Origin of the sequence: Amycolatopsis sp. NBC_01286, assembly GCF_035982555.1 — a bacterium.
Classification (GTDB): domain Bacteria; phylum Actinomycetota; class Actinomycetes; order Mycobacteriales; family Pseudonocardiaceae; genus Amycolatopsis.
On record NZ_CP108428.1, the window covers coordinates 10,098,058 to 10,122,556 of the forward strand.

Consider the following 24,499-nt stretch of genomic DNA (forward strand, 5'->3'; position numbering starts at 1 on the left):
GTAAGGAGGCCTTCACGGCTTTACACTCAGCTGCGGTCGGCGCTCTTCTCGGACCGTTCCGCGGGTGCGCCGATGCGGCCCGACGCCCACTCCGTCACCCGGCGGGCGACGTCCTGGGCAGTGAGGCCGATGCGGGTCAGGACCTCGTCGCGGCTGCCCAGGTCGTGGAACGTCTGCGGGACGGCCAGGTCGCGCAGCGGGACGTCGCACTCGGCGTCGCGGAAGACCGCCGCCAGGGCCGAGCCGAAGCCGCCGTGGCGGCCGCTGTCCTCGACCGTCACCACCAGCTTGTGCTGCTCGGCCAGCGCAACCAGCTCCGCGGGCACCGGCAGCACCCAGCGCGGGTCGACGACCGTGACGCCGATGCCCTGGTCGGCCAGCCGGGCCGCGGCGGCCAAGCCGAGCGTGGCGAACGCGCCCACCGTGACCAGCAGGACGTCGGCGCCCTCCTTCGGGCGGCGCAGCACGTCGACCGTGCCGAGCCGCTCGACGGCGGTGACGTCCGTGCCGACCTTGCCCTTGGAGAACCGCAGCGCGGTCGGGCCGTCGGCCACCGCCACCGCTTCGCGCAGCTCCTCGCGCAGCGTGGCCGGGTCGCGCGGCGCGGCGACGCGCATGCCGGGCACCATGCCCAGCAGCGACAGGTCCCACATGCCGTGGTGGCTCGGGCCGTCCGGCCCGGTGATCCCGGCGCGGTCCAGCACCAGCGTCACCGGCAGGCGGTGCAGCGCGACGTCCATCAGGACCTGGTCGAACGCGCGGTTGAGGAACGTCGAGTAGATCGCGACGACCGGGTGCAGCCCGCCCATGGCGAGGCCGGCGGCCGAGGTGACGGCGTGCTGCTCGGCGATGCCGACGTCGTACCAGCGGTCCGGGAACGCCTCGGCGAACTTGTCCAGCCCGGTCGAGCGCAGCATCGCCGCGGTGATCGCGACGACGTCGTCGCGATCGGCGCCGATCTTCGCCAGCTCGTCGCCGAACACGCCGGTCCAGCTGGGGCCCTTCACCGGCGGCAGGCCGGTCTCCGGGTCGATCGGGTCGGTCTGGTGCATCTGGTCGTGCTCGTTGTTGACCGCGGGCGCGTAGCCGTGGCCCTTCTCGGTGACCACGTGCACGATCACCGCGCCGCCGAACGCCTTCGCGCTCTGGAACGCCTTCTCCAGCGCGGCGAAGTCGTGGCCGTCGACCGGGCCGAGGTACTTCAGGCCGAGGTCGGAGAACATCGCCTGCGGGCTCAGCGCGTCCTTCAGGCCGGCCTTCGCGGCGTGCAGGGCGGCGTAGATCGGCTTGCCGACGACGGGGGTGTGCTTGAGGAGCTCGCGGCCGCCGTCGAGCAGGCGCTCGTACCCGGGTTGCAGGCGCAGCGCGGCGAGGTGGTCGGCGAGCCCGCCGATGGTCGGCGAGTAGGACCGGCCGTTGTCGTTGATGACGATCACGACCGGGCGGTCCCGGTGCGCGGCGATGTTGTTGAGCGCTTCCCAGCACATGCCGCCGGTGAGCGCGCCGTCGCCGACGACGGCGACCGCGTGCCGCTCGTCGTCGCCCAGCGCGAACGCCTTCGCCAGGCCGTCCACATAGGACAGTGCCGAGGAGGCGTGGCTGCTCTCGACCCAGTCGTGCTCGCTCTCGGCGCGCGACGGGTAGCCGGTGACGCCGCCGGTCTGGCGCAGCTTGTCGAAACCCTCGGCGCGGCCGGTGACGATCTTGTGGACGTAGGCCTGGTGCCCGACGTCCCAGACGATCGCGTCGCGCGGCGAGTCGAACACGCGGTGCAGGGCCAGTGTCATCTCGACGACGCCGAGGTTCGGCCCCAGGTGCCCGCCGGCCCTGCGGACCTTGTCGACGAGGAAGTCCCGGATCTCGGCCGCCAGTTCGCCGAGGTCCTCGACACTCATGCGCTTCAGGTCCGCCGGTCCGCTGACGGACTCCAGCATCGTCACTCGTCTCCACCTCGCTCATCCACGACCACGTTCCGGCCAGTCTACGGAGACCCGCCACCGAGGTTCCGCCCGCCGCGTCCGGCGTCACAGGCGGAGCGCGACCACCCGTCATCACGCGGGGTGAACCTCGTCTCCCCGCGCTGCTGTGGCGGTTACGCCGCGTGGCCACGAGAATGGGCGGCATGGCGGACTTCTTCATCGGCGGCGACTGGGTGGACGCGGTGGCCGGCGGGCGGCGCGAAATCCGCTGCCCGGCCGACGGCACCCCGGTCGCGACGGTCGCCGAGGGCACCGCCGCGGACACCGAGGCCGCCATCGCCGCGGCGCGGCGCGCGTTCGACACCGGGCCGTGGCCCGGCACGCCCGCGCACCTGCGCGGTGACCTGCTGTTGCGTACCGCCGACCTGCTCGACCGCGACGCCGAGGCGTTCGCCAGGGCCGAGTCGCTCGACACCGGCAAGCGCCTGGTCGAGAGCCGCTACGACATGGCCGACATCGCCGCCTGCCTGCGGTACTTCGGCAAGCTCGCGGCCCAGGACGCGGGCCGCGTCGTCGACACCGGCAACCCGGACGCCTTCAGCCGGATCGTGCACGAACCGGTCGGCGTCTGCGGGCTGATCACGCCGTGGAACTACCCGCTGTTGCAGACCGTGTGGAAGATCGCACCCGCGCTGGCCGCGGGCAACACGTTCGTGCTCAAGCCCAGCGAGCTGACGCCGCACACGGCGATCCTGTTCCTGAAGCTGCTCACCGAGGCGGGCCTGCCGCACGGCGTCGCGAACCTGGTGCTCGGCGCCGGTGCGGAGGTCGGCGCGCCGCTGGCCGAGCACCCGGACGTCGACCTGGTGTCGTTCACCGGTGGCCTGGCGACCGGCCGGACCATCGCCGCGGCGGCGGCCGCCACGGTCAAGAAAGTGGCCCTGGAGCTGGGCGGCAAGAACCCGAACGTGGTCTTCGCCGACGCCGACTTCGAGACGGCGGTCGACTACGCGCTGACCGCGGTGTTCCTGCACTCCGGCCAGGTCTGCTCGGCCGGCGCGCGGCTGATCGTGCAGCGCGAGTGGCACGACGAGTTCGTCGCCGAGCTGGTGCGCCGGGCGGAGCGGATCCGCCTCGGCGGGCCGTTCGACTCGCAGGCGGAAACCGGCCCGCTGATCTCGGCGGCCCACCGCGACAAGATCGAGAAGTACGTGGCGGCGGCGCTGGCCGAGGGCGCGGTGCTGCGCACGGGCGGCCGCCGGCCTGCGGATCCGGCGCTGGCCGACGGCTTCTACTACCTCCCGACCATCCTGGACCAGGTGGAACAGGGCTCGTCGGCGGTCGTCGACGAGTCGTTCGGGCCGGTGCTGACGGTCGAGACGTTCACCGACGAGGACGACGCCGTCCGCATCGCCAACGACACCCACTACGGCCTGGCCGGCGCGGTGTTCACGCAGGACGCCGGGCGGGCGCAGCGCGTCGCGGGCCGGCTGCGCCACGGCACGGTGTGGATCAACGACTTCCACCCGTACCTGCCGCAGGCCGAGTGGGGCGGCTACAAGCAGTCCGGCTTCGGCCGCGAGCTGGGCCCGGCGGGCTTGGGCGAGTACACCGAGACGAAGCACATCTACCAGAACCTGCGCCCGGCGCCGCAGCGCTGGTTCGCGGGCTGAGCTGTCGCCCGATCGGGATCCACCGAACGGCCCAGCCGCGGAAGGTGACCGGAAAGCCAGCCGTGGGCCAGGTACTCGTTCACGCGCATGTGGACCAGGAACTCCCCAGCACCTCACCCAACGGCCACCTTCACGCGGTGACCAGGCCGGCCACCATCGCCGCAGCGCGGTCGAAAGCGTCGAGAACGGTCACCGGGACAGTGTGACGACCACCACCGGCAAAACTCAGGACAGCAGCGCCACGCACTCCACGTGGTGCGTCATCGGGAACGCGTCGAACGCGCGCAGCGCCGTCAGCGCGTAGCCGTGCGACGTGAAAGTCGCGAGGTCGCGGGCCAGGGCCGCCGGGTCGCAGGCGACGTACACGACGCGGTCCGGCTGGCCGGCCACGATCGACTCCACCACCGCCTTGCCCGCGCCCTTGCGGGGCGGGTCCAGGACGACGACGTCGACGGGCTTGTCCGCCGCGGACAGCACGTCCTCCACCCGCCCGGCCTGCCACGACACCTGCGGCAGGTCCGCGAGGTTGTGCTGGCCGTCGGTGACCGCGCGGCGGCCCGACTCGATCGCCAGCACCCTCCCGGATTCGCCGACCTGCGAGGCCAGCACCGACGCGAACAGCCCGACGCCCGCGTAGAGGTCCCAGGCCGATCCGCCCGCCGGCGCTTCCGCCCACTCCGCCACGACCGCGGCCAAGGTGGACGCCGCCGCCGGGTGGACCTGCCAGAAGCCGTGCGCGTCGAGGCGCCAGTCGCGGCCCGCGGCGTGCTGCACCGCCACGCCGCCCGACAGCTGCCGGGCGCGGACCTTGCCGCGCACCGTCGACAGCTCGCGGACGTGGGTGCGGCCGTCGCCGTCGCTGGTCACCTCCAGCTCGCTGCCCGGCCGCCAGCGCCGCGCGAGGACGTCTTCGAGCTCGCCCGGGACCGCGATCGGGCAGTTCTCCAGGGCCACCACGCGGTGGCTGTGGTGGGCGCGCAGGCCCGCGCGCCCGTCCCGCCCGGCGACCAGCCGGACGCGGCTGCGCCAGTCCAGCACCCCGCCGTCGAGGGCTTCGACGACGACCTCGCGCTCGATGCCGGCCAGCCGCTGCAGCTGCTCCGCGACCACCGCGGCCTTCAGCTCACGCTGGTACGACGGCGACGCGTGCTGCCAGTCGCAGCCGCCGCACGCGCCGGGCGCGGCGAGCGGGCACGGCGGTGTGACGCGGTCCGGTGACGGCTTGAGCACCTCGACCGCGTCGCCACGGCAGAACGAGCCGCCGTTGTCCTCGGTGACCTCGACGCGCACGTGCTCGCCGGGCAGCGCGTGCCGGACGAACACCACCCGTCCGTCGGCGCGGGCCACGCAGTGGCCGCCGTGCGCGACCGCACCGACCTCCACCTCGAGTACTCGGCCTTGCCAGGACGTCATTCAGCGGGCTCCTTGGGTTTCGCGACGGGCTTGGAAACGGGCTTCGAGACGGGGGTGACGGGCGGGACGCCGCCGGGTGAGAACCCGCGCCGGACGTCGCCCGCGGCGGGCCGTTCGTTCCGGACGCGCGCGGCCGCCTTGGCCGAGGACTCCAGCTGCCACGGCACGCTCGCCACGATCACGCCGGACTGGAACAGCAGACGGCCCTTGAGCCGCAGCGCGCTCTGGTTGTGCAGCACCTGCTCCCACCAGTGACCGACCACGTACTCCGGGATGAACACGGTGACGACGTTGCGCGGGTTGTCACCGCGCACGCGCTTCACGTAGTCCAGCACCGGTTTCGTGATCTCGCGGTAGGGCGATTCGACGACCTTCAGCGGCACCTTGAAGTTGTGCGCGTCCCATTCGGCGGTGAGCCGGCGGGTGTCCGCGTCGTCCACGTTGACCGTGACGGCTTCGAGGACGTCCGGGCGCATCGCCTTGGCGTAGGCCAGCGCGCGCAGGGTCGGCCGGTGCAGTTTGGACACCAGGACGATCGCGTGGTTGCGCGACGGCAGCACGGTCGGGGTGTCGCCGAGGTCCTTGAGCTCGTCGGCGACGCGGTCGTAGTGCTTCCGGATCGCGGTCATCAGCACGAAGATCGCGATCATCGCGGCGATCGCGATCCACGCGCCCAGCAGGAACTTCGTGATCAGCACGATCACCAGCACGACGCCGGTGCAGGTGAGGCCGACCGCGTTGACCGTCTGCGAGCGCCGCATCCGCCGCCGCTTGGCGGGGTCGGTTTCCTTGGCCAGCAACCGGTTCCAGTGCCGGATCATGCCCGCCTGGCTCACCGTGAACGACACGAACACACCCACGATGTACAGCTGGATCAGCCGGGTCACCTCGGCGTCGAAGGCGATGATCAGCACCAGCGCGAACGCCGCCAGGAACAGGATCCCGTTGGAGAACGCGAGCCGGTCGCCGCGGGTGTGCAGCTGCCGCGGCAGGTAGCGGTCCTGCGCCAGGATCGAGCCCAGCACCGGGAAACCGTTGAACGCGGTGTTCGCGGCCAGCAGCAGGATGATGCCGGTGGAGAAGGAGATGTAGTAGAACGCCGGCGGGAAGTCCGCGAACACCGCGTGCGCGATCTGCGCGACGATCGTCTTCTGCTGGTAGCCCGCGGGCGCGCCGGCGAGCTGCTCCGCCGGGTCCTCGGCGAACTTGACGTCGGTGATCGTGGCGAGCGTGATGATGCCGACCAGCATGGTGACGGCGAGCAGGCCCATCATCAGCAGCGTGGTGGCCGCGTTCTTCGACTTGGGTTTCTGGAACGCCGGGACGCCGTTGCTGATCGCCTCGACCCCGGTCAGCGCCGCGGCGCCGGAGGAGAACGCCCGCAGCACCAGGAACGCGTACGCGACACCCGCGAAGGATCCTTCGGCGCTCAGCGTGAACCCGGCGCTCTCGGCCTTCATCTGGGTGCCGGTCGCCGCCTGGAACAGGCCCCAGACGACCATGATCATGATGCCGATGATGAACCCGTACGTCGGGATCGCGAAGGCCTTGCCCGACTCGCGGATGCCCCGCAGGTTCAACGCCGTGAGCACCGAGACGATCACGATGGACGCCAGCACCTTGTGCTCGGCGACCCACGGGACAGCGGACCCGATGTTGGCCACACCGGACGAAGTGGACACCGCGACCGTGAGGACGTAGTCGACGAGCAGCGCGCTCGCGACGGTCAGCCCGAACTTGCCGCCCAGGTTCGTGTTGGCGACCTCGTAGTCACCGCCGCCGCTCGGGTAGGCGTGCACGTTCTGCCGGTAGGACGCGACGACGACGAGCATCACCAGCGCGACCATGATGCCGATCCACGGCGCCAGCGCGTACGCGGACAGCCCCGCGACGCTGAGCGTCAGGAAGATCTCTTCGGGCGCGTACGCCACGCTCGAGAGCGCGTCGGACGCGAAGATAGGCAGCGCGATGCGCTTCGGCAGGAGCGTGTGAGCGAGCCTGTCACTGCGGAACGGACGTCCGAGGACCAGGCGTTTCAGCACGGTCGGGAACTTCGACACCACCGGACAGTACAGCGGAGCGGCGCTTCTCCGTCGAGGGCGGTGGCGGGGAGGACGGTGGAGCTGACCGGCGGGGCGCAGGGTAGGTTCGGCGCTGGCATGTCGGGGTAGGTACGGACGGGAAACCGCCGAATGAGGAGGCAGGGCGTGCACGTGGTGATCATGGGATGCGGCCGGGTCGGCGCGTCCCTGGCCGCTGCGCTGGAGCGGCTCGGCCACGAGGTGGCCGTCATCGACAAGAACCAGCAGGCGTTCCGCAGGCTGGGCAGCGACTTCCACGGCCAGCAGGTCGTCGGGGTCGGGTTCGACCGCAAGGTGCTGATCTCGGCCGGGATCGAGCGGGCCGGCGCGTTCGCCGCGGTGTCCAGCGGCGACAACTCGAACATCATCTCGGCGCGGGTCGCGCGCGAGAACTTCGGCATCGAGCACGTCGTGGCGCGGATCTACGACCACAAGCGCGCCGCCGTCTACGAGCGGCTCGGCATCCCGACGGTGGCGACCGTGCCGTGGACCACCGACCGGTTCCTGCGCACCCTGCTGCCGGACGGCGTCGCGTCGGCGTGGCGGGACCCGTCGGGCAACGTCGCGATCCTGCAGCTGCCGCTGCACGAGGGCTGGGTCGGGCACTCCGTGAAGTCCCTGCAGGAGGCGAGCGGCGCGCGGGTCGCGTTCATCATGCGCTTCGGCACCGCCGTGCTGCCGGAACCCAAGACCGTGCTGCAGGCCGACGACGACGTGTGGGTGGCCGCGCGCTCCGGCACCGTCAGCGACGTGGGCAGCGTGGCCAACCGCGAACCGGAGGACGAGGCATGAGGGTCGCGATTGCCGGTGCGGGCGCCGTGGGCCGGTCCATCGCCGCCGAGCTGATCGACGGCAGGCACCAGGTGATGCTCATCGAGCGGGAGGCCGACCAGTTCGAGCCGCACACCGTCGAGCAGGCCGACTGGGTGCTCGGCGACGCCTGCGAGGTGTCGATCCTGGAGGAGTCCGGGATCGAGCAGTGCGACGTCGTGATCGCGGCGACCGGCGACGACAAGGCCAACCTCGTGGTGTCGCTGCTGGCGAAGACCGAGTTCGCGGTGAAGCGCGTCGTGGCCCGGGTGAACAACCCGGCCAACGAGTGGCTCTTCACCGACGCCTGGGGCGTCGACGTCGCGGTGTCGACCCCGCGGATGCTCGCGGCGATGGTCGAAGAGGCGGTCAGCGTCGGCGACCTCGTGCGGCTGATGACGTTCCGGCAGAGCAACGCGAACCTCGTGGAGCTCACCCTCCCGGAGGAGACGCCGCTGGCCGGGAAGCCGGTGAGCGAGCTGGACCTGCCCCGCGACGCGGCGCTGGTGACCATCCTGCGCGGCGACCGCGTGATCGTGCCGCAGCCGGAGGACCCGCTCGAGCCGGGCGACGAGCTGCTGTTCGTGGCGACGTCCGACGTCGAGCCGGAGATCCGCACGGCCCTGGGCTACTGACAAAAGCCGTGAAGGCCTCCTTACCGGCTCTTATGGCCGGTAAGGAGGCCTTCACGGCTTTCGGGAACTTCAGGCCTCGGGGGCCGCGTACTTTTCGCGGAGCCGGGCTTCGACCTCGGCGTCGGTCTCCGGGGCCGGCTCGTCCTCGGCCATGGCCTTGAGCCGCTTGTCGGACCGGCGCACCGCCCAGACGACCACCAGCAGGCCCAGCGCGTAGAGCGGGTAGCCCATGGCGATCTTCGCGAAGGCCAGCCAGCCGGTGTAGTCCTCCTGGTAGAGCCACCGCTGCACGACGAACCGGGCGGCGAAGATCGCCGCCATGGCCAGCGTGGCGACGTCGTAGCCGTAGCGGGACGGCTTGTCCTTGCGCCACGCCTGGCCGGTGCCGTTGAGCATGTTCCAGACGACGCCCGCGATCGGGTAGCGCACCACCACCGACAGCACGAAGATGCCGCAGTAGACGAGGCTCGCGTAGATCCCGAAGAGGAAGAACCCCTTCGCGGACCCGGTGCGGTAGGCGATGAACGCCGCGATGGCGACGCCGAAGAACCCGGAGATCGCCGGCTGCAGCGGCTCCTTGCGCACCAGCCGCAGCACGGTGATGGCCACCGCGCTGCCGATCGAGGTCCAGATGGCCGCGGTCAGGCCGAAGAAGGAGTTCGCCAGGACGAACACGATCACCGGCAGCGACGAGTAGATCAGGCCGGACACGCCGCCCATCTGCTCGAGCAGGGTCGGCTGCGGTTCATCCGCGTCTTCGGTCTTCTTCTCGCTCGGGGCGGGATCAGTCACGATAGGTGATCAACTCACTGGGCTCTGGAGTTCGTAATAGGGGTTGTACAGCACCTTCTGGCCGTCACGGGTGGCCATCCGGCCGCGCACCTTGATCGTCCGGCCCGGTTCGATGCCCGCGATCCGGCGGCGGCCGAGCCAGATTAGCGTCACGCCCTGTGTCCCGTCGAACAGCTCCGCCTCGAGCGTGGCGGCTTCGTTGGTCGGGCAGAGCTCGACACTGCGGAGTCTCCCCAGCACGGTGACCTCTTCGCCGGAGCGGCAGTCGCAGGCGCGCTGCGCGCCTTCGGCGTCCGACCTCATCGACATCTCGTCGGCGTCGAGATCCTCGACGTCGCTGGTCAGCTTGCGAACCAACCGGCTGAAGTAGCCGCCGTCTTTGGCGGACATAGGTGCTCCTGTGCTCCGGGGCCCCCGACTTGGTCTTTGCGGCCCGAACGTTTCCAGCGTACTGCGGTCCCCGTCAGGGAAACGCCTTTGCGCAAAGATCGCAACGTGACGTCCGCAATCCCCGCTCCCGCCGCCGTGCTGCTGCCCGGCACCGGCTCCGACGAGGTGTTCGTCCGCGCCGTCTTCGCCGGCCCGCTGCGCGCCCTCGGCGTCCCGCTCCTCACGCCGGCGCCGCCACCGGGGGCGACGCTGGCCGACGGCTACCTGGCGATCCTCGACGCGCTGGCGGACGAACACGGCGAACTGCTCGTAGGCGGCATTTCGTTCGGCGCCCACCTGGCCGCGGAGTGGGCCGTGCGCAATCCCGGCCGTTGCGGGGGCCTGCTGGCCGCGCTCCCGGCCTGGAACGGGGCTCCGGGCCTAGCACCCGCGTCGCTCGCCGCGTCGCTGTCGGCGGATCTGGTGGCCCGTTCCGGGGTCGACGGCGCACTGGCGCAGACCGCCGGCAGCCCGGACTGGCTGCGAGCGGAACTGGACCGCGCCTGGCGCCGCCACGGCGACGGCCTGGCGGCGAGCCTGCGCGTCGCGGCGGCCCGCCCGGCGCCGTCACTGGCCGAGCTGGCGGCGCTGAAGGTGCCCGCGGGCGTCGGCACGTGCACCGACGACCCGATACACCCGACGAAAGTCGCATCCGAGTGGGCCGCGACCCTCCCTCGAGCGTCGCTGGGCGAGACGACCCTGGCCGCGCTGGGCGCCGACCGCGAGTCACTGGGCCGCGCGACGGTGCTCGCCTTCCTGCGGGCCCTCGAAAAGCCGTGAAGGCCCCCTTCCCGGCTCTTATGGCCGGTAAGGGGGCCTTCACGGCTTTTGCCGAGCGGTCAGCCCTGTTGCTGGGCGGCGATGTGCTCCGCGACCGCCTCGGGGAGCGTGATGGTCAGCGGCGTCCGGACCGGCATCGGCGCGTCACCGCGGTCGACGATCGTGCGGCGGACGATGTCGCGCAGCACCTCCACCGCCGCCGCGGCCTCCGACTGCGGCCCGGCGATGACGCCGCGCAGCATCCAGCGCGGCCGGTCGATGCCGACGAAGCGCAGCGAGACGTCGCCGACGATGGCCGAGATCTCCAGGCCCCACGCGCCGCGGCCGATGTTGACCTTGGCGCCGTCGGCCCGCAGCTGGTCGGCCAGCTCGGTGCTGACCTCCCGCCACAGCCCGCCGGTGCGCGGCGCGGCGTACGCGCTGACCGTGATCTGGCCCTGCTCGGTGACGACGTGCACGGCCCGCACGCCGCTGGTCTCCGGGTCCATCTCGACCTGGACCTGCGACCCGTCGGGCACCGGCACCTTCACCGAGCCGAGGTCGATCCGCGGGACGCCGTCGTCCTCGAAGTCCGCGACGTCGAACGGGCCGTCGGAGACGTCCGACAGCTCGGAGTCCTCGCTGAACTCGTCGTCCTCGATCGTGTCGTCGGCATCGGGCGCGGCGTGCCGTCCCGCGGACCCGCCCTCGGTCCGCCGCTTGCGTCCGAAAATCCCCACTACTTCTCCGTTCCTTCCCCAGCCACGGCGCTCGCCGCGAGCGCGTCTGCTCCCAGTGTGGCGTGTCCGCCCGTGGAGCCGTAGCCGCCGGCGCCCCGTTCGGTCGCGTCGAGCTCGGCGACCTCGACGAACTCGGCGTGTTCGACCCGCTGCACGACCAGCTGGGCGATGCGGTCCCCGCGGGTGAGCTTCACCGGGTGCACCGGGTCGTGGTTGATCAGGCAGACCTTGATCTCACCGCGGTAGCCCGCGTCGATCGTGCCCGGGGTGTTGACCACCGAGAGACCGACCCGGGCGGCCAGGCCCGAGCGGGGGTGGACGAACCCCGCGAAACCCGGGGGGAGCGCGATCGCGACACCGGTGCCGACCACCCCGCGTTCCCCGGGTTCGAGCACGATATCCGAGGTCGTGACGAGATCGGCGCCCGCGTCGCCCGGTCGGGCGTAGGCGGGCAGCGGGACATCCGGGTCGAGCCGGGAGAGGAGTACCTGAACGCTGGACACGGGCGGCGAGATTACTCTCTACCCGTGGGTGAATCAGCGAAGACGGCCTCGAGCGCCGCGGTCCGGCACTCCGAGCGGCTCTACGTCCCGTGGTGGGGCTGGCCGCTGCCGGTCCTGGGCGCGATCCTCCTGGCGGCCGAGATCGACCTCGGGTACCCGGGGATCCGGGCCTGGCTGCCGTACGTGATCGCGTTGCCGGTGGTGGTGGCGCTGCTGCTGTCGCTCGGCAAGTCCCGGATCCGCGTCACCGGCGGTGACGAGCCCGAGCTGTGGGTGGGCGACGCGCACCTGCCGCTGCGCTACGTCGGCGAGGTGGAGATCTTCGACAAGGACGCCAAGCGCAAGGCGCTCGGCCGCGACGGCGACCCCGCGGCGTACGTGCTGCACCGCGGCTGGGTCGGCCCGGCCGTGCGGATCCGGCTCACCGACCCCGCGGACCCGACGCCGTACTGGCTGTTCAGCACCCGGCACCCGGAGCGCGTCGCCGAGCTGCTCAAGGGCGCCTGACCGCCCGGAGACGTGGAAGGGGGCCGGCCTGCCGGCCGGCCCCCTTGTCCCCAGCGCGCTTCGAGCCCTCCCTTGATCCCTCAGGGCTCTCCGTCGCGTCTGTTCGTCCCGAACCCTGGTCCGAGCTCCCGCGCCCTCAGGCGCAGTCGCGGCAGATCAGGCGTCCACCGCTCTCCTCGGCCAGCCTGCTGCGGTGGTGCACCAGGAAGCACACGGAGCAGGTGAACTCGTCCGCCTGCTTCGGCACCACCTTCACGGTCATGTCCTCACCGGAAAGCCCGGAGAGGTCGGCACCCGGAAGCTCGAAGTTCTCGGCGGTCGCGTCCTCGTCGACGTCGACGACGCCGGACTGGTTCTCGTTCCGCCGGGCCTTGAGCTCCTCCAACGAGTCTTCGGCCAGCTCGTCGGCTTCGCTGCGGCGCGGAGCGTCGTAGTCGGTAGCCATGTGTCCCTCACCCCTGCGATCAGCTTGTGTAGTCGTTTTCCCGGACCCTCGGGTGCGCCCGCGAGTCCGCCGTGCCGCTGGTCAACGTTCCAGGGCCGCTGTTTGTGCCCGACGGCCGGAGTGACCGAGGTCTCTCTCGTTTTGGGCCTCGTCCTGCGGCCGGAGCCCGGGAAGGGTAGCTCACGCCTTCGCGGCTTCTGCAACGAGTCAGACATTGCCGGGGATTCGTCACCCGACAGGGGGAACCCGCAGGTAAGACGCGTTGTCGTCCATTCGGGTTGCCCCCGGGTGGAGAACCTCACGGGGGGCCCGTGTCCGCTTGCCCCGGCCGACCCCCGCGTGGTGCGATCGCCGCACGGGGACAGGCCTCCGGGCGGCGCCCGGGACCACGGCGGCGCCCGGGAAACCGGCGGGGTGACCCGGACCCGCGCACGCGGGTCGCAGCGCCTAGGCTGATCGGCCACGACGGTGCCGACGAGCTGCCGTCGGGTTCTGGGTTCGGGAAGGGACGGGCAGGTGGCGTCGGGGAACGGCATCGGGGACCGTGCGGCGCGGCCGTACCGCAGGCACAAGCCACTGCCGGCGCTGATCGTCATCGGCGTGCTGGCGCTCGGCGCGATCATCGTCTGGATCAACGCCGCGGTCGGCAAGGGCGACGTCGACGAGGCCGTCCGGTGCGACCCGCAGGCCAGCCCGCCGCCGGGTGTCACGTTCAGCACACTCCCCCACAACGCCCTCGACGACCGCGCGCCGGTGCCGCCGGACAAGGTCGCGGTGAAGGTCCTCAACGCGTCGAGCACGCGCGGTCAGGGCAGCATCACGACGACGGCGCTGCACGAGCTCGGGTTCACCAACACCGGCGAGCCGGCCAACGACCCCGCCTACGAGAACCGCGAAGCGAAGTGCCGCGGCCAGATCCGCTTCGGCGAGAACGGCATCACCGCGGCCCGCACGCTCGGCCTGGTGGTGCCCTGCGCCGAGCTGGTCCAGGACAACCGCAAGGACGCCAGCGTCGACCTCGTCACCGGCACCAACTTCGGCGACATCCGCCCGCGCGCCGAGGCCCGCCAGGTCCTCACCCAGCTCGCCGAGTGGTCCAAGGCCCACCAGGGCGGCGGCGGCAACGAGCAGTCCGCGGGCGCCCAGGCCCCGGTCATCGACCAGACCCTGCTGGCCTCGGCCCGCGACGTCCAGTGCTGACCCGCTGACCCGACCCCCTGCGTACGCGACCCGACCCTCTGGGTACGTGAGCCGACCGCACAATCACGCGAGTCGACCGCCCAATCACGCGAGTCGACCCTCCAATCACGCGTGATGCCTCTCCAGACACGCGCGATGCCCTCCCGATCACGCGTGTCCGGCCCTCAGGGGCCCCGCAACGGCCTCTCAGACGTCCGCGGCCCCGCACTCCCCCAGCGCCTTCCGCAGCGGCTCCGCGATCGACGGCGCCGCCGCGTACGTCGCGTCCGCGCCGAGGTCCGGTGCCGAACCCGGCAGCACGACCGTCGCGCCCGCCTCCGACGCGATCAGCGCGCCCGCGGCCCAGTCCCAGCGGTGCAGGCCGTGCTCGACGTACGCGTCCAGCCAGCCCGCCGCCACCGCGCACAGGTCGAGCGACGCCGCGCCGTTGCGGCGGATGTCGCGCACCCGCCCGAGCAGCCCCGCCGCGAACCGCGCCTGCCGCGTCCGCCGCTCCGCCGAGTACGCGAACCCGGTCCCGACGAGCGTCAGCTCCAGCCGCGACGGCGCCGAGACGCCCAGCCGGCGGCCGTCGAGCCACGCGCCGTGGCCGCGCGCGGCCGACCACACCCGCCCGCTCGCCGGCTCGACGACGGCGCCGGCCACCGACACCCCGCCGACCTGCGCGGCGACGGACACGCCGAACCACGGCAGGCCGTAGAGGAAGTTGACCGTGCCGTCGATCGGGTCGACGACCCACGTGACGCCGTCGTCACCCGCCGTCCCACCGCCCTCCTCGCCCAGCACCGGCTCGCCGGGCCGCAGTTCGGCGAGCCGGGCGCGGACGAGCCGCTCCGACTCGTGGTCGACGGCGGTGACCACGTCGGTGTCCGCGGACTTGGTGTCCACGGCGACCGACCGGCCCGCCGCCATCCCGGCCCAGGCCTCGCGGACCAGCTCGGCGGCGTCCGTCGCGACCTGCACCGCGACGCTTTTCAGCAACGACTCGTCAACTCCCACGTCCGCCATGTCACCACATCCGGTTAAAGTCTCCGAGGCAGGCTTCTGAATCGTGCGAGAAGGGACCACGTCCGTGGTGGAGGCGACCCGCCGAGGTTTCGGCATCGACATCGGCGGCAGCGGGATCAAGGGCGCGTTGGTCGACCTGGACCGGGGGCAGCTCATCGGCGACCGGATCCGGATCGAGACGCCCAAGCCGTCCACCCCCTCGGCGGTGGCGGACGTCGTCGCCGAGATCGTGGCGCAGGCGGGCTGGGGCGGGCCGGTCGGCGTGACCCTGCCGGCGGTCGTGAAGAAGGGCGTCGCGCACACCGCGGCCAACATCGACAAGCAGTGGATCGGCACCGACGCCGACGCGCTGTTCGCCAAGCGGCTCGGGGTCGGCGTCGACCAGGTCGCGATGCTCAACGACGCCGACGCGGCCGGCATGGCGGAGATCCGCTTCGGCGACCCCGTCGCGCGCACCGGCGTCACGGCGCTGCTGACCTTCGGCACCGGCATCGGCAGCGCGGTGTTCCAGGACGGCAAGCTCGTCCCGAACACCGAGTTCGGCCACCTGGAGATCGACGGCCACGACGCGGAGAAGCGCGCGGCCGCGTCGGTGAAGGACAACGAGGGGCTGACCTACCCCGAATGGTCCAAGCGGGTGCACCGTTATCTGACCGTGCTGGAAAACCTGATCTGGCCGGATCTGTTCATCGTCGGCGGCGGCGTCAGCAAGAAGGCCGAGAAATGGGTGCCGCTGCTGGACATCCGGACCCCGGTGCTGGTCGCGAAGCTGCTGAACAACGCCGGGATCGTCGGGGCCGCGGCCGCCGCGGCCGAGGGCATCCAGCACTAGACCGGCGCCGGAGCCGGCGTCGGTTTCGACGCCGATTCGACACCTCCGGCCGGCCGGAGGGTGATCGCTTCGCGACGCAGGCGCGTACCGTCGTTACAATGGAACACGGCCCACGGCTGCGGAGGCCAAAACCGCAGGCCGAGGCTGTTCCCCGAATGTGAGGCAGCAGTGGCTCCTAGTCCGCTGCTCGTCATGATCGACCGCTGCGAAAGGGCGTAAGTGGCAGCCGCAAGAACCGCAACCCGAGGCGGGACGAAGACAGCGACCGCAGCCGGCGAGCCGGCCGAAGAGGCAGCCACCGGGACGGCGAAGCCAGCGGCGCGCAAGACCACCACTGCCAAGAAGGCTCCGGCCAAGAAGGCACCGGCGAAGAAGCCCGGGACCAAGGGCGAGGACGGCGAGCCCGACGGTCCCGAGGGCATCGAAGGCGAGCTCGACTCGCCCGACTTGTCGGACCTGGAAGAAGTCGAGGTCGAGGTCGACGTCGTCGAGGAGACGGTCGCCGACACGCCGGATGCCGACGACGATGACGACGACGAGGAATCCGACGAGGAGACCCCGGCGCAGCGTCGTCGCGGCGCGGCCGCCGACAAGGCGGCCGCGGCCAAGAGCTCCGACAACCCGGACTTCGTCTGGGACGAGGAGGAGTCGGAGGCCCTGCGCCAGGCGCGCAAGGACGCCGAGCTCACCGCGTCGGCCGACTCCGTGCGTGCCTACCTCAAGCAGATCGGCAAGGTCGCGCTGCTGAACGCGGAGGAGGAGGTGGAGCTCGCCAAGCGGATCGAGGCCGGGCTCTACGCCGCCGAGCGGGTGCGCACGGCCGAAGAAGAGGGCGAAAAGCTCGTCACGCAGATGCGCCGCGATCTCAAGTGGATCGTGCGTGACGGCGAGCGGGCCAAGAACCACCTCCTGGAGGCGAACCTCCGGCTCGTGGTGTCGCTGGCCAAGCGCTACACCGGCCGCGGCATGGCGTTCCTGGACCTCATCCAGGAGGGCAACCTCGGCCTGATCCGCGCGGTGGAGAAGTTCGACTACACCAAGGGCTACAAGTTCTCGACGTACGCCACGTGGTGGATCCGCCAGGCGATCACCCGCGCGATGGCCGACCAGGCCCGCACCATCCGCATCCCGGTGCACATGGTCGAGGTCATCAACAAGCTCGGCCGCATACAGCGTGAGCTGCTCCAGGACCTCGGCCGCGAGCCGACCCCGGAAGAGCTGGCCAAGGAAATGGACATCTCCCCGGAGAAGGTCCTGGAGATCCAGCAGTACGCGCGTGAGCCGATCTCGCTCGACCAGACCATCGGCGACGAGGGCGACTCCCAGCTCGGTGACTTCATCGAAGACTCCGAAGCCGTCGTCGCGGTCGACGCCGTGTCGTTCACGCTGCTGCAGGACCAGCTCCAGTCGGTGCTGCAGACGCTGTCCGAGCGCGAGGCGGGCGTCGTCCGGCTGCGCTTCGGCCTGACGGACGGCCAGCCGCGCACGCTCGACGAGATCGGCCAGGTGTACGGGGTGACCCGTGAGCGCATCCGGCAGATCGAGTCGAAGACGATGTCGAAGCTGCGTCACCCGTCGCGGTCCCAGGTGCTGCGCGACTACCTGGACTGATTTTCCTTCGGTACCAACGAAGAACCCCGCCACGATCGTGGCGGGGTTCTTCGTTTTCCGGGATGGTGGGATGGAGATCATTTTCCTTCCTGAGGAGCCTCCATTGCAGATCGGCATCGGATTGCCGAACCAGGTCCGGGACATGCGCCCGGCCCTCCTTCCCGGCTGGGCCGCGCGCGCCGAGGCCGCCGGGTTCTCGACGCTCGGCACGGTCGGCCGGATCGCCTACCCCGGCGTGATGGACACCGTCGCCCTGGCCGCCGCGGCCGGTGCGACGTCGCGGATCGGCTTGGTCAGCAACGTCCTGCTCGGCACCGTGTGGCCGCCCGTGCTGCTGGCGAAGGAGATCGCGGGCATCGACGGCGTCTCCGGCGGCCGGCTCACCCTCGGCATCGGGATCGGCGGCCGGCCGGACGACTTCGTCACCGGCGGGCTCGGCCCGAAGGGGCTCGGCAAGCGGATCGACGCCGACCTCGAGGTCTACCGGGACGTGTGGAACGGCCGGCCGGTCGGCGGCGGGGACACCCCGGCGGTCCCGGCCGGCACGCGCGAGGTGCCACTGCTGTTCGGCGGGTTCGCGCCCAACGCCCTGGCCCGGATGGCGAAGCACGGCCAGGGTTACGTCGGCGGTTCGATGCCGCCCGGGATGGTCGCCGACGCCTTCGACAAGGCCCGTGCGGCCTGGCGTGACGGCGGCCGCGAGGGCGACCCGCGGCTCGTCGCCATCGTCTACTACGCGCTCGGCGAGCCGGACACCGGACGCGCGAAGGTCGGCGACTACTACAGCAACCTGGGTGAGCTGGCCAAGGTCGTCGTGGACAACGTCCGCACGACGCCGGAAGCCGTGCGGGCCGCGGTGAAGGAGTTCGCCGACCTCGGCGCGGACGAGCTGATCTTCAACCCGGCCACCGACGAGATCGACGACGTCGAGCGGCTCGCCGAGATCGTGCTGTGACACCGCCGGGACGTAGTCGGCGGTGGCATCGCGGCCGGTAGCCGAGGCCAGTGGCGTCCACAATGGACAGCCGGACCACGGTGTCGCCGGGCGTACACGTCCCGTACGACTCAGGGGACGGCCAGACCGCGCTCCCGCAGTGACTGCTCGACGCGCAGGCGTTCGATCTCGCGGTCCATGCCCTCGGGCAGCTCGGCGAGCCGGTGCGGGACGCCGATCTGCCGGCAGGCCTGGGCGAGCAGCTCGTCGTAGGCCTGCCGGGTGCCGTACCGCCGCGCGGCCGAGGTGCCGGACGGGTAGTCGACGAGCAGCCGGTGCACCCGGCGCAGGTCCGCGGCGACCCGCTCGATCGGGGGCCCCTGCGGCTGCGGCTTCGCGAACTTCTCCCGCGCCCGCCGCAGCAGGTCCGGGGCGCGCAGCGCGCACCAGAAGAGCACCGTGGGGATGATGCAGACCACGGCGAACAGGATCAAGTTCCCGAGGACGCCTCCGGCGCCGGCCATGCCCTCATCGTAAGCCCGCAACACGGGCCCGCCGGACCCATTTTCGCGTCAACCCACGTGATCAGAACGCCAACTCGCGTGATTGGGAGGTCAACTCGCGTGATTGGGAGGTCAACTCACGTGATTGGGAGGTCAACACGGCCGTTGTGGCCGTGTCGACCCTCCCATCACGCGTGTCGGCTTCCGGATCACGCGTGTCGACCCTTTGCGCACGCGTGAAGGGCTGCTACGGGAGTTCGGGGACCGCCGGGGGTGTCTCTTCGGCGAGCCAGAGGACTCCGGCGGGCGGGAGCTGGAGGATCGCCGAGGCCGGCTGGCCGTGCCACGGCGAGGTGACCGCCTCCACCGCGCCCAGGTTGCCGACGCCCGAGCCGCCGTAGGCTTCGGCGTCGGTGTTGACCACCTCGCGCCAGCGGCCCGCGGACGGGAGGCCGACCCGGTAGTCGTGGTGCGGGACGCCGGCGAAGTTGGCGACGCACGCCAGCCGCGAGCCGTCGGCGCCGATGCGCAGGAAGCTCAGGACGTTGCCGCCGGAGTCGTTGGCGTCGATCCAGGCGAAGCCCTCCGGCGAGGTGTCCTGGCTGAACAGCGCCGGCGTCGTCTTGTACACCGAGTTCAGCGCCCGCAGCAGGTCCTGCACGCCGCGGTGCAGCGGCTCGTCGAGCAGGTGCCAGTCGAGCGATCGCTGCTCGGACCACTCCTGCGGCTGGCCGAACTCGCCGCCCATGAACAGCAGCTGCTTGCCCGGGTGGGCCCACATGAACGCCAGCAGCGAGCGCAGCCCGGCCGCCTTGTTCCAGTCGTCGCCCGGCATCCGGCCCCACAGGGATCCCTTGCCGTGCACCACTTCGTCGTGCGACAGCGGGAGGACGAAGTTCTCGCTCCACGCGTACACGAGCGAGAACGTCATCTCGTTGTGGTGGTAGGCGCGGTGGATCGGCTCGTGGGACAGGTAGCGGAGCGTGTCGTGCATCCACCCCATGTTCCACTTGAAGCCGAAGCCGAGGCCGCCCAGGTGGGTCGGGCGCGTGACGCCCGGCCAGGCGGTCGACTCCTCGGCCACCATCACCACGCCCGGGTGTCGCTTGTAGACGGTCGCGTTCAGCTCCTGCAGGAACCGCACCGCGTCCAGGTTTTCGCGGCCGCCGTACTGGTTCGGCAGCCACTCCCCTTCCTTGCGGGAGTAGTCGAGGTAGAGCATCGACGCCACCGCGTCGACGCGCAGCCCGTCGAGGTGGAACTCCTCGATCCAGAACAGCGCGTTGGCGACGAGGAAGTTGCGGACCTCGTTGCGGCCGAAGTCGAACACGAGCGTGCCCCAGTCGGGCTGCTCGCCGCGGCGCGGGTCCGCGTGCTCGTACAGCGCGGTGCCGTCGAACTTCGCCAGCGCCCAGATGTCCTTCGGGAAGTGCGCGGGCACCCAGTCGACGAGCACGCCGATCCCCCGCTGGTGCAGGCGGTCGACGAAGTAGCGGAAGTCGTCGGGCGAGCCGAAGCGGGACGTCGGCGCGTAGTACGACGTCACCTGGTAGCCCCAGGAGCCGCCGAACGGGTGCTCCGACACCGGCAGCAGCTCGACGTGCGTGAAGCCCGTCTCGACGACGTAGTCGCCCAGCTGGTCGGCCAGCTCGCGGTAGTCCAGGCCGGGGCGCCACGAGCCGAGGTGGACCTCGTAGACGCTCATCGGCGCCGCGGCCCACTGGGTCGCTTCGCGCTGCGCGACCCACTCGTCGTCTTCCCAGCTGTACGCCGTGCGCGTGACGACCGACGCCGTCGCGGGCGGCAGCTCGGTGCCGAACGCCATCGGGTCGGCCTTCTCCTGCCAGTTCCCGTCGGCGCCGAGGATCCGGAACTTGTAGCAGGCGCCGGTCCCGACGCCGGGCACGAACAGCTCCCAGATCCCGGACGAGCCCAGCGAGCGCATCGCGTGCCCGCGCCCGTCCCAGCCGTTGAAGTCGCCGATCACGCGGATGCCGCGGGCGTTGGGCGCCCAGACGGCGAACGACGTGCCCTCGACGGCTCCACCGGGCGTGTCGTACGAGCGCACGTGCGCGCCGAGCGCCTCCCAGAGCCGCTCGTGCCGGCCCTCGCCGATCAAGTGCAGGTCCAGCTCGCCGACCGTGGGCAGCCAGCGGTACGGGTCGTCGGCGGTGACGCTGTGGCCGTCGTACTCGACTTCCAGGCGGTAGTCACCGGGGTGCTCCGGCACGGCGACGGCGAACAGAGCGTCGATCACCGGCTCCATCGGGTACCGGTGCTCGCCGACGCTCAGCGCGACGGCCTTGGCGCCGGGCAGCAGCGCCCGCGCCGCGAACCCCTTGCCCACCGCGTGCACGCCCAGCACCGAGTGCGGGTCGTGGTGCGAGCCGGCCAGCAGCCGGTCGATGTCGGCGGCCGGCGGGGCCGCGTCCGGCAGTTCTTCCGGTACCGCGTTCACGTTCTTCACCCATCTCCCCGCATGATCCGGGCGATCGAGGCGAGCGGGACGCCCAGCCAGTCGGGCCGGTTCGCGTACTCGTAGCTCACTTCGTAGATCGCCTTGTCCAGTTCGAACGCGCGCAGCAGCTCACCCTGGTCCCGGGGGTCCGCCGCGATCGCGGCGTAACCCTCGCAGAACGCCGTGCGGTTGCGGGCCGACCACTCCTGCGCCCGCTCGGCCAGCTCCGGGTCGTCCGGCTGCCCGACCAGCATCTGCTGGGCGGCGTAGTCGAACGACCTCAGCATGCCCGCCACGTCGCGCAACGGCGACCTGAGCGCGTGCCGCTCCTCGACCGGGGCCGCGGGCTCGCCCTCGAAGTCGATGAGCAGCCAGCCGGTGACCGTCCGCAGCACCTGGCCCAGGTGCAGGTCGCCGTGGATGAACTGCATCGAGACCGAGTCGGCGGGCAGCGTCCGGAGCGTCTCGAACGACGCCCGCAGTGCCGGCGCGTACGCGGCCAGCTCCGGGACCTGCCCGGCGACGGTCTCCAGCCGCGCGATCATGGCCTTCATCGTGCGGTCCAGCCCGTCGGCGTCGACACCCTCGGTGTCGAGCGCCGCGGCCAGGTCCGCGTGCACCTCGGCGACCGCGCGGCCCAGCCGCTCGGCCTCGCCGGCGAAGTCGCCGCCGACCTCCTCGGCGTGCCGCTCCGGGCCGGCCATCAGGTCGCGGACGCTGGTGGTGGCCATCGCCCAGCCGTCGACCGCGTCCGGGATGAACTGCTGGAGCATGCCGACCGTGGTCGGCTCGCCGTCCAGGTCGCCGGTGATCGAGCCGAGCGGCGCGGCGATGTGCTTGCTGCCGACCTTCTGCAGTGCGCGGTGCAGCAGCAGGTCCTTGTTCTGGCCCGGGGTCAGCTTGCGGAACAGCTTGAGGATGTACTGGCCGCCGTAGACCAGCGAGGTGTTGCTCTGCTCCGACGAGATCGGCCGGGCGCGCAGCCCGGTCTCCAGCTCCACGCCGGGCTCGTGCCCGAAGCCGAGCGCGCCGACGCGCCCCTCGCTCGCCATCAGGTCCAGCAGCACGCCGGTCAGGTCCGCGTCCGCGGACGCCTCGTAGGCGTTCAGGTCGCCACCGGCGACGATCCAGCTGCCCGACGCGATCTCCGGTGGGTGCGTCCGCCGGCCGACGAGCAGCTGGTAGGGCTCGCGGCGGTCGCCCTGGATCACCTCGATGACCAGGTGCAGCAGCTGCGGGTCGCCTTCGACCAGCTCGGTCACGCCGAGCGGCCGGACACCGGTCACCGGCCGGTCCTTGCCGGCGAACCAGCGCTGGGCCGGCAGCCACCGGGCCAGATCGCCGGTCAGTGCGTCGACCAGCTCACTGGTCTCGGACACGGAACTCACCTCGCTTCGCCTTCGTCTCCCGGGGTCGTCAGCTGGAACCAGTAGAAGCCGTGCCCCGGCAGCGTCAGCAGGTAGGACAGCTCCCCGATGCCCGGGAAGCGCACGCCGCCGGTCAGCTCGACCGGCACGCACCCGCGGTGCGCGGACAGGTCCAGCTCCACCGGCTGCGGGAAGCGGGAGAGGTTGTTCACGCAGAGCACCGTGTCCTCACCGCCGTCCGGGCGCCGCCACTGGCGCTTGTAGGCCAGCACGCTCGGGTTGGAGCCGCCGAGGTCGACGAACTCCCCTTCGGCGAAGGCGTGGTGCTGCTTGCGCACCTCGATCATCCGCCGGGTCCAGTTGAGCAGGGAGGAATCGTTGTTGGACTGGGCTTCGACGTTCAGGCCCTGGTAGCCGTAGACCGGGTCCATGATCACCGGGAGGTAGATCCGGCCCGGGTCGCAGGAGGAGAACCCGGCGTTGCGGTCCGGGGTCCACTGCATGGGTGTGCGCACCGCGTCGCGATCGCCGAGCCAGATGTTGTCTCCCATGCCGATCTCGTCACCGTAGTACAGAACGGGCGAGCCCGGGAGGGACAACAGCATCGCCGTGAACAGCTCCTGCTGGTTCCGGTCGTTGTCGAGCAGCGGGGCCAGCCGGCGGCGGATGCCGATGTTGGCCTTCATCCGCGGGTCCTTGGCGTACTCCGTGTACATGTAGTCGCGCTCTTCGTCGGTGACCATCTCGAGGGTCAGCTCGTCGTGGTTGCGCAGGAAGATGCCCCACTGGGTGCCGTCGGGGATCTGCGGGGTCTGGGTGAGGATCTCCGAGATCGGGAACCGGGACTCGCGGCGCACGGCCATGAAGATCCGCGGCATCAGCGGGAAGTGGAACGCCATGTGGCACTCGTCGCCGCCGACCGCCGGGTCGCCGAAGTACTCGACGACGTCGGAGGGCCACTGGTTCGCCTCGGCCAGCAGGATCCGGCCGGGGTACTCGTCGTCGACGACCTTGCGGCAGCGCTTGAGGAACTCGTGCGTGCGCGGCAGGTTCTCGCAGTTGGTGCCCTCCTGCTCGAACAGGTACGGCACGGCGTCGAGGCGGAAGCCGTCGATCCCCAGGTCCAGCCAGAACCGCAGGGTGTCGATCATGGCGTTCTGGACGTCGGGGTTCTCGAAGTTCAGGTCGGGCTGGTGGGAGAAGAACCGGTGCCAGTAGAACTGGCCGCGCACCGGGTCGTACGTCCAGTTGGACGACTCGGTGTCGACGAAGATGATCCGCGCGTCGGCGTAGCGGGAGTCGTCGTCGCTCCACACGTAGTAGTCGCCGTACGGGCCGTCCGGGTCGCTGCGCGACTGCTGGAACCACGGGTGCGCGTCCGACGTGTGGTTGAGCACCAGGTCGGTGATCACGCGGATGCCGCGCCGGTGCGCCTCGTTCAGCAGGAAGACGAAGTCCTCGACGCTGCCGAACTCCGGCAGCACGGCCCGGAAGTCGCTGATGTCGTACCCGCCGTCGCGCAGCGGCGACGCGTAGAACGGCGGCAGCCACAGGCAGTCGATGCCCAGCCACGCCAGGTAGTCCAGCCGGCCGGCCAGGCCGCGCAGGTCGCCGGTGCCGTCGCCGTTCGAGTCGGCGAAGGCGCGCACCAGCACCTCGTAGAACACCGCGCCCTTGAACCACGCCGGGTTGCTCGGCGCCTGCTGCGCCGAGCGGAAATCCTCGGCCTGGGGTTCGACCAGCATCCCGTCGGCCGTCATGGCCTCACCGGTGTGCGGCACGCCCTCGAGCCCGAGCGCCGCGTCGGGGCGAGTCTCCTCCGCCATGTGTTCCACCTCGTCCCTCAAGTCCCGCACTTCCCGCACTTTCCCGCGTTTTCC

22 protein-coding genes are annotated in these 24,499 nt (G+C 71.3%); 9 read left to right on the plus strand and 13 right to left on the minus strand.

Annotated elements, in window-relative coordinates:
- Positions 1–26: 26 nt before the first annotated feature.
- Positions 27–1,940 carry a 1-deoxy-D-xylulose-5-phosphate synthase gene (dxs, locus tag OG570_RS45490; RefSeq protein ID WP_326947706.1) on the minus strand — a complete coding sequence of 638 codons (1,914 nt, stop codon included), beginning with the start codon at positions 1,938–1,940 and terminating at the stop codon, positions 27–29.
- 182 nt (positions 1,941–2,122) lie between these two features.
- On the opposite strand from dxs, the gene OG570_RS45495 reads away from it, so the two are divergent.
- Positions 2,123–3,592: an aldehyde dehydrogenase family protein gene (locus OG570_RS45495; protein WP_326954803.1), complete on the plus strand. Its 1,470-nt coding sequence runs from the start codon at positions 2,123–2,125 to the stop codon at positions 3,590–3,592.
- Between the two features lie 225 nt (positions 3,593–3,817).
- Here the strand turns inward: OG570_RS45495 and OG570_RS45500 are convergent, their stop codons facing one another.
- Together OG570_RS45500 and OG570_RS45505 are read right to left on the minus strand one after the other, a co-directional pair.
- Positions 3,818–5,005, minus strand: coding sequence for a class I SAM-dependent RNA methyltransferase (locus OG570_RS45500; RefSeq protein ID WP_326954804.1), 1,188 nt, complete (start codon positions 5,003–5,005; stop codon positions 3,818–3,820).
- A complete protein-coding gene (locus OG570_RS45505) occupies positions 5,002–7,065 on the minus strand; it encodes an APC family permease (protein WP_326947701.1) in 2,064 nt (687 codons plus the stop codon). The genes OG570_RS45500 and OG570_RS45505 overlap by 4 nt, the downstream gene beginning before the upstream one ends.
- A gap of 147 nt (positions 7,066–7,212) precedes the next feature.
- On the opposite strand from OG570_RS45505, the gene OG570_RS45510 reads away from it, so the two are divergent.
- On the plus strand, positions 7,213–7,878 hold the full coding sequence (locus OG570_RS45510; protein WP_247049021.1) for a potassium channel family protein: 666 nt from the start codon (positions 7,213–7,215) through the stop codon (positions 7,876–7,878).
- Complete coding sequence (locus OG570_RS45515) at positions 7,875–8,531, plus strand: potassium channel family protein (protein WP_247049020.1); 657 nt, start codon at positions 7,875–7,877, stop codon at positions 8,529–8,531. Before OG570_RS45510 ends, OG570_RS45515 begins: the two co-directional genes overlap by 4 nt.
- Positions 8,532–8,600: 69 nt before the next feature.
- Here the strand turns inward: OG570_RS45515 and OG570_RS45520 are convergent, their stop codons facing one another.
- A complete protein-coding gene (locus OG570_RS45520) occupies positions 8,601–9,323 on the minus strand; it encodes a DUF3159 domain-containing protein (protein WP_247049019.1) in 723 nt (240 codons plus the stop codon).
- Positions 9,324–9,332: 9 nt separating this feature from the next.
- Complete coding sequence (locus OG570_RS45525) at positions 9,333–9,713, minus strand: OB-fold nucleic acid binding domain-containing protein (protein WP_247049018.1); 381 nt, start codon at positions 9,711–9,713, stop codon at positions 9,333–9,335.
- 135 nt (positions 9,714–9,848) lie between these two features.
- On the opposite strand from OG570_RS45525, the gene OG570_RS45530 reads away from it, so the two are divergent.
- Positions 9,849–10,532, plus strand: coding sequence for an alpha/beta fold hydrolase (locus OG570_RS45530; protein WP_326960342.1), 684 nt, complete (start codon positions 9,849–9,851; stop codon positions 10,530–10,532).
- A gap of 59 nt (positions 10,533–10,591) precedes the next feature.
- Here OG570_RS45530 and OG570_RS45535 read toward each other — a convergent pair whose 3' ends face one another.
- Complete coding sequence (locus tag OG570_RS45535; RefSeq protein ID WP_326947698.1) at positions 10,592–11,251, minus strand: DUF3710 domain-containing protein; 660 nt, start codon at positions 11,249–11,251, stop codon at positions 10,592–10,594.
- Complete coding sequence (dut, locus tag OG570_RS45540) at positions 11,251–11,754, minus strand: dUTP diphosphatase (protein ID WP_326947697.1); 504 nt, start codon at positions 11,752–11,754, stop codon at positions 11,251–11,253. The genes OG570_RS45535 and dut overlap by 1 nt, the downstream gene beginning before the upstream one ends.
- A 24-nt stretch (positions 11,755–11,778) precedes the next feature.
- Here dut and OG570_RS45545 point away from each other — a divergent pair, with 24 nt between their 5' ends.
- Positions 11,779–12,261 carry a DUF3093 domain-containing protein gene (locus OG570_RS45545; RefSeq protein WP_326947696.1) on the plus strand — a complete coding sequence of 161 codons (483 nt, stop codon included), beginning with the start codon at positions 11,779–11,781 and terminating at the stop codon, positions 12,259–12,261.
- Between the two features lie 136 nt (positions 12,262–12,397).
- Here the strand turns inward: OG570_RS45545 and OG570_RS45550 are convergent, their stop codons facing one another.
- Positions 12,398–12,706 (minus strand): DUF4193 domain-containing protein, encoded by a 309-nt coding sequence (locus OG570_RS45550; protein ID WP_086676737.1) that lies wholly within the window; start codon positions 12,704–12,706, stop codon positions 12,398–12,400.
- 516 nt (positions 12,707–13,222) lie between these two features.
- Here OG570_RS45550 and cei point away from each other — a divergent pair.
- Positions 13,223–13,906 carry an envelope integrity protein Cei gene (cei, locus tag OG570_RS45555; protein ID WP_247049014.1) on the plus strand — a complete coding sequence of 228 codons (684 nt, stop codon included), beginning with the start codon at positions 13,223–13,225 and terminating at the stop codon, positions 13,904–13,906.
- Between the two features lie 186 nt (positions 13,907–14,092).
- On the opposite strand, the gene OG570_RS45560 is transcribed toward cei, so the two are convergent.
- A complete protein-coding gene (locus OG570_RS45560; protein ID WP_326954805.1) occupies positions 14,093–14,914 on the minus strand; it encodes an inositol monophosphatase family protein in 822 nt (273 codons plus the stop codon).
- Between the two features lie 64 nt (positions 14,915–14,978).
- Here OG570_RS45560 and ppgK point away from each other — a divergent pair, with 64 nt between their 5' ends.
- The 3 genes from ppgK to OG570_RS45575 all read left to right on the plus strand — a co-directional run bounded on the left by ppgK (position 14,979) and on the right by OG570_RS45575 (position 18,312).
- Complete coding sequence (ppgK, locus tag OG570_RS45565) at positions 14,979–15,746, plus strand: polyphosphate--glucose phosphotransferase (protein ID WP_371827686.1); 768 nt, start codon at positions 14,979–14,981, stop codon at positions 15,744–15,746.
- Between the two features lie 219 nt (positions 15,747–15,965).
- Positions 15,966–17,357, plus strand: a complete 1,392-nt coding sequence (locus tag OG570_RS45570; protein WP_326947694.1) for an RNA polymerase sigma factor — start codon at positions 15,966–15,968, stop codon at positions 17,355–17,357.
- A 103-nt stretch (positions 17,358–17,460) separates the two neighbouring features.
- On the plus strand, positions 17,461–18,312 hold the full coding sequence (locus tag OG570_RS45575) for an LLM class flavin-dependent oxidoreductase (protein ID WP_326954806.1): 852 nt from the start codon (positions 17,461–17,463) through the stop codon (positions 18,310–18,312).
- Positions 18,313–18,422: 110 nt separating this feature from the next.
- On the opposite strand, the gene OG570_RS45580 is transcribed toward OG570_RS45575, so the two are convergent.
- The 4 genes from OG570_RS45580 to treS form a co-directional block, all read right to left on the minus strand.
- Positions 18,423–18,815 carry a hypothetical protein gene (locus OG570_RS45580; RefSeq protein ID WP_326947692.1) on the minus strand — a complete coding sequence of 131 codons (393 nt, stop codon included), beginning with the start codon at positions 18,813–18,815 and terminating at the stop codon, positions 18,423–18,425.
- A 226-nt stretch (positions 18,816–19,041) separates the two neighbouring features.
- Entirely contained in the window at positions 19,042–21,252 is a 2,211-nt protein-coding gene (gene glgB / locus OG570_RS45585) for a 1,4-alpha-glucan branching protein GlgB (protein ID WP_326951475.1), read from the minus strand.
- 5 nt (positions 21,253–21,257) lie between these two features.
- Positions 21,258–22,631, minus strand: coding sequence for a maltokinase N-terminal cap-like domain-containing protein (locus tag OG570_RS45590; protein ID WP_326954807.1), 1,374 nt, complete (start codon positions 22,629–22,631; stop codon positions 21,258–21,260).
- A gap of 5 nt (positions 22,632–22,636) precedes the next feature.
- The gene (treS, locus tag OG570_RS45595) at positions 22,637–24,445 is read right to left on the minus strand and encodes a maltose alpha-D-glucosyltransferase (protein WP_247063535.1); all 1,809 of its coding nucleotides are present in this window, start codon (positions 24,443–24,445) and stop codon (positions 22,637–22,639) included.
- Between the last annotated feature and the right edge of the window lie 54 nt (positions 24,446–24,499).

Coding starts and splice junctions, on each gene's coding strand:
- OG570_RS45495 (WP_326954803.1), top strand. CDS start 2,123: ATGGCGGACTTCTTCATCGGCGGCGACTGGGTGGACGCGGTGGCCGGC.
- OG570_RS45500 (WP_326954804.1), bottom strand. CDS start 5,005: ATGACGTCCTGGCAAGGCCGAGTACTCGAGGTGGAGGTCGGTGCGGTC.
- OG570_RS45515 (WP_247049020.1), top strand. CDS start 7,875: ATGAGGGTCGCGATTGCCGGTGCGGGCGCCGTGGGCCGGTCCATCGCC.
- OG570_RS45525 (WP_247049018.1), bottom strand. CDS start 9,713: ATGTCCGCCAAAGACGGCGGCTACTTCAGCCGGTTGGTTCGCAAGCTG.
- OG570_RS45550 (WP_086676737.1), bottom strand. CDS start 12,706: ATGGCTACCGACTACGACGCTCCGCGCCGCAGCGAAGCCGACGAGCTG.
- OG570_RS45560 (WP_326954805.1), bottom strand. CDS start 14,914: ATGGCGGACGTGGGAGTTGACGAGTCGTTGCTGAAAAGCGTCGCGGTG.
- OG570_RS45580 (WP_326947692.1), bottom strand. CDS start 18,815: ATGGCCGGCGCCGGAGGCGTCCTCGGGAACTTGATCCTGTTCGCCGTG.
- treS (WP_247063535.1), bottom strand. CDS start 24,445: ATGGCGGAGGAGACTCGCCCCGACGCGGCGCTCGGGCTCGAGGGCGTG.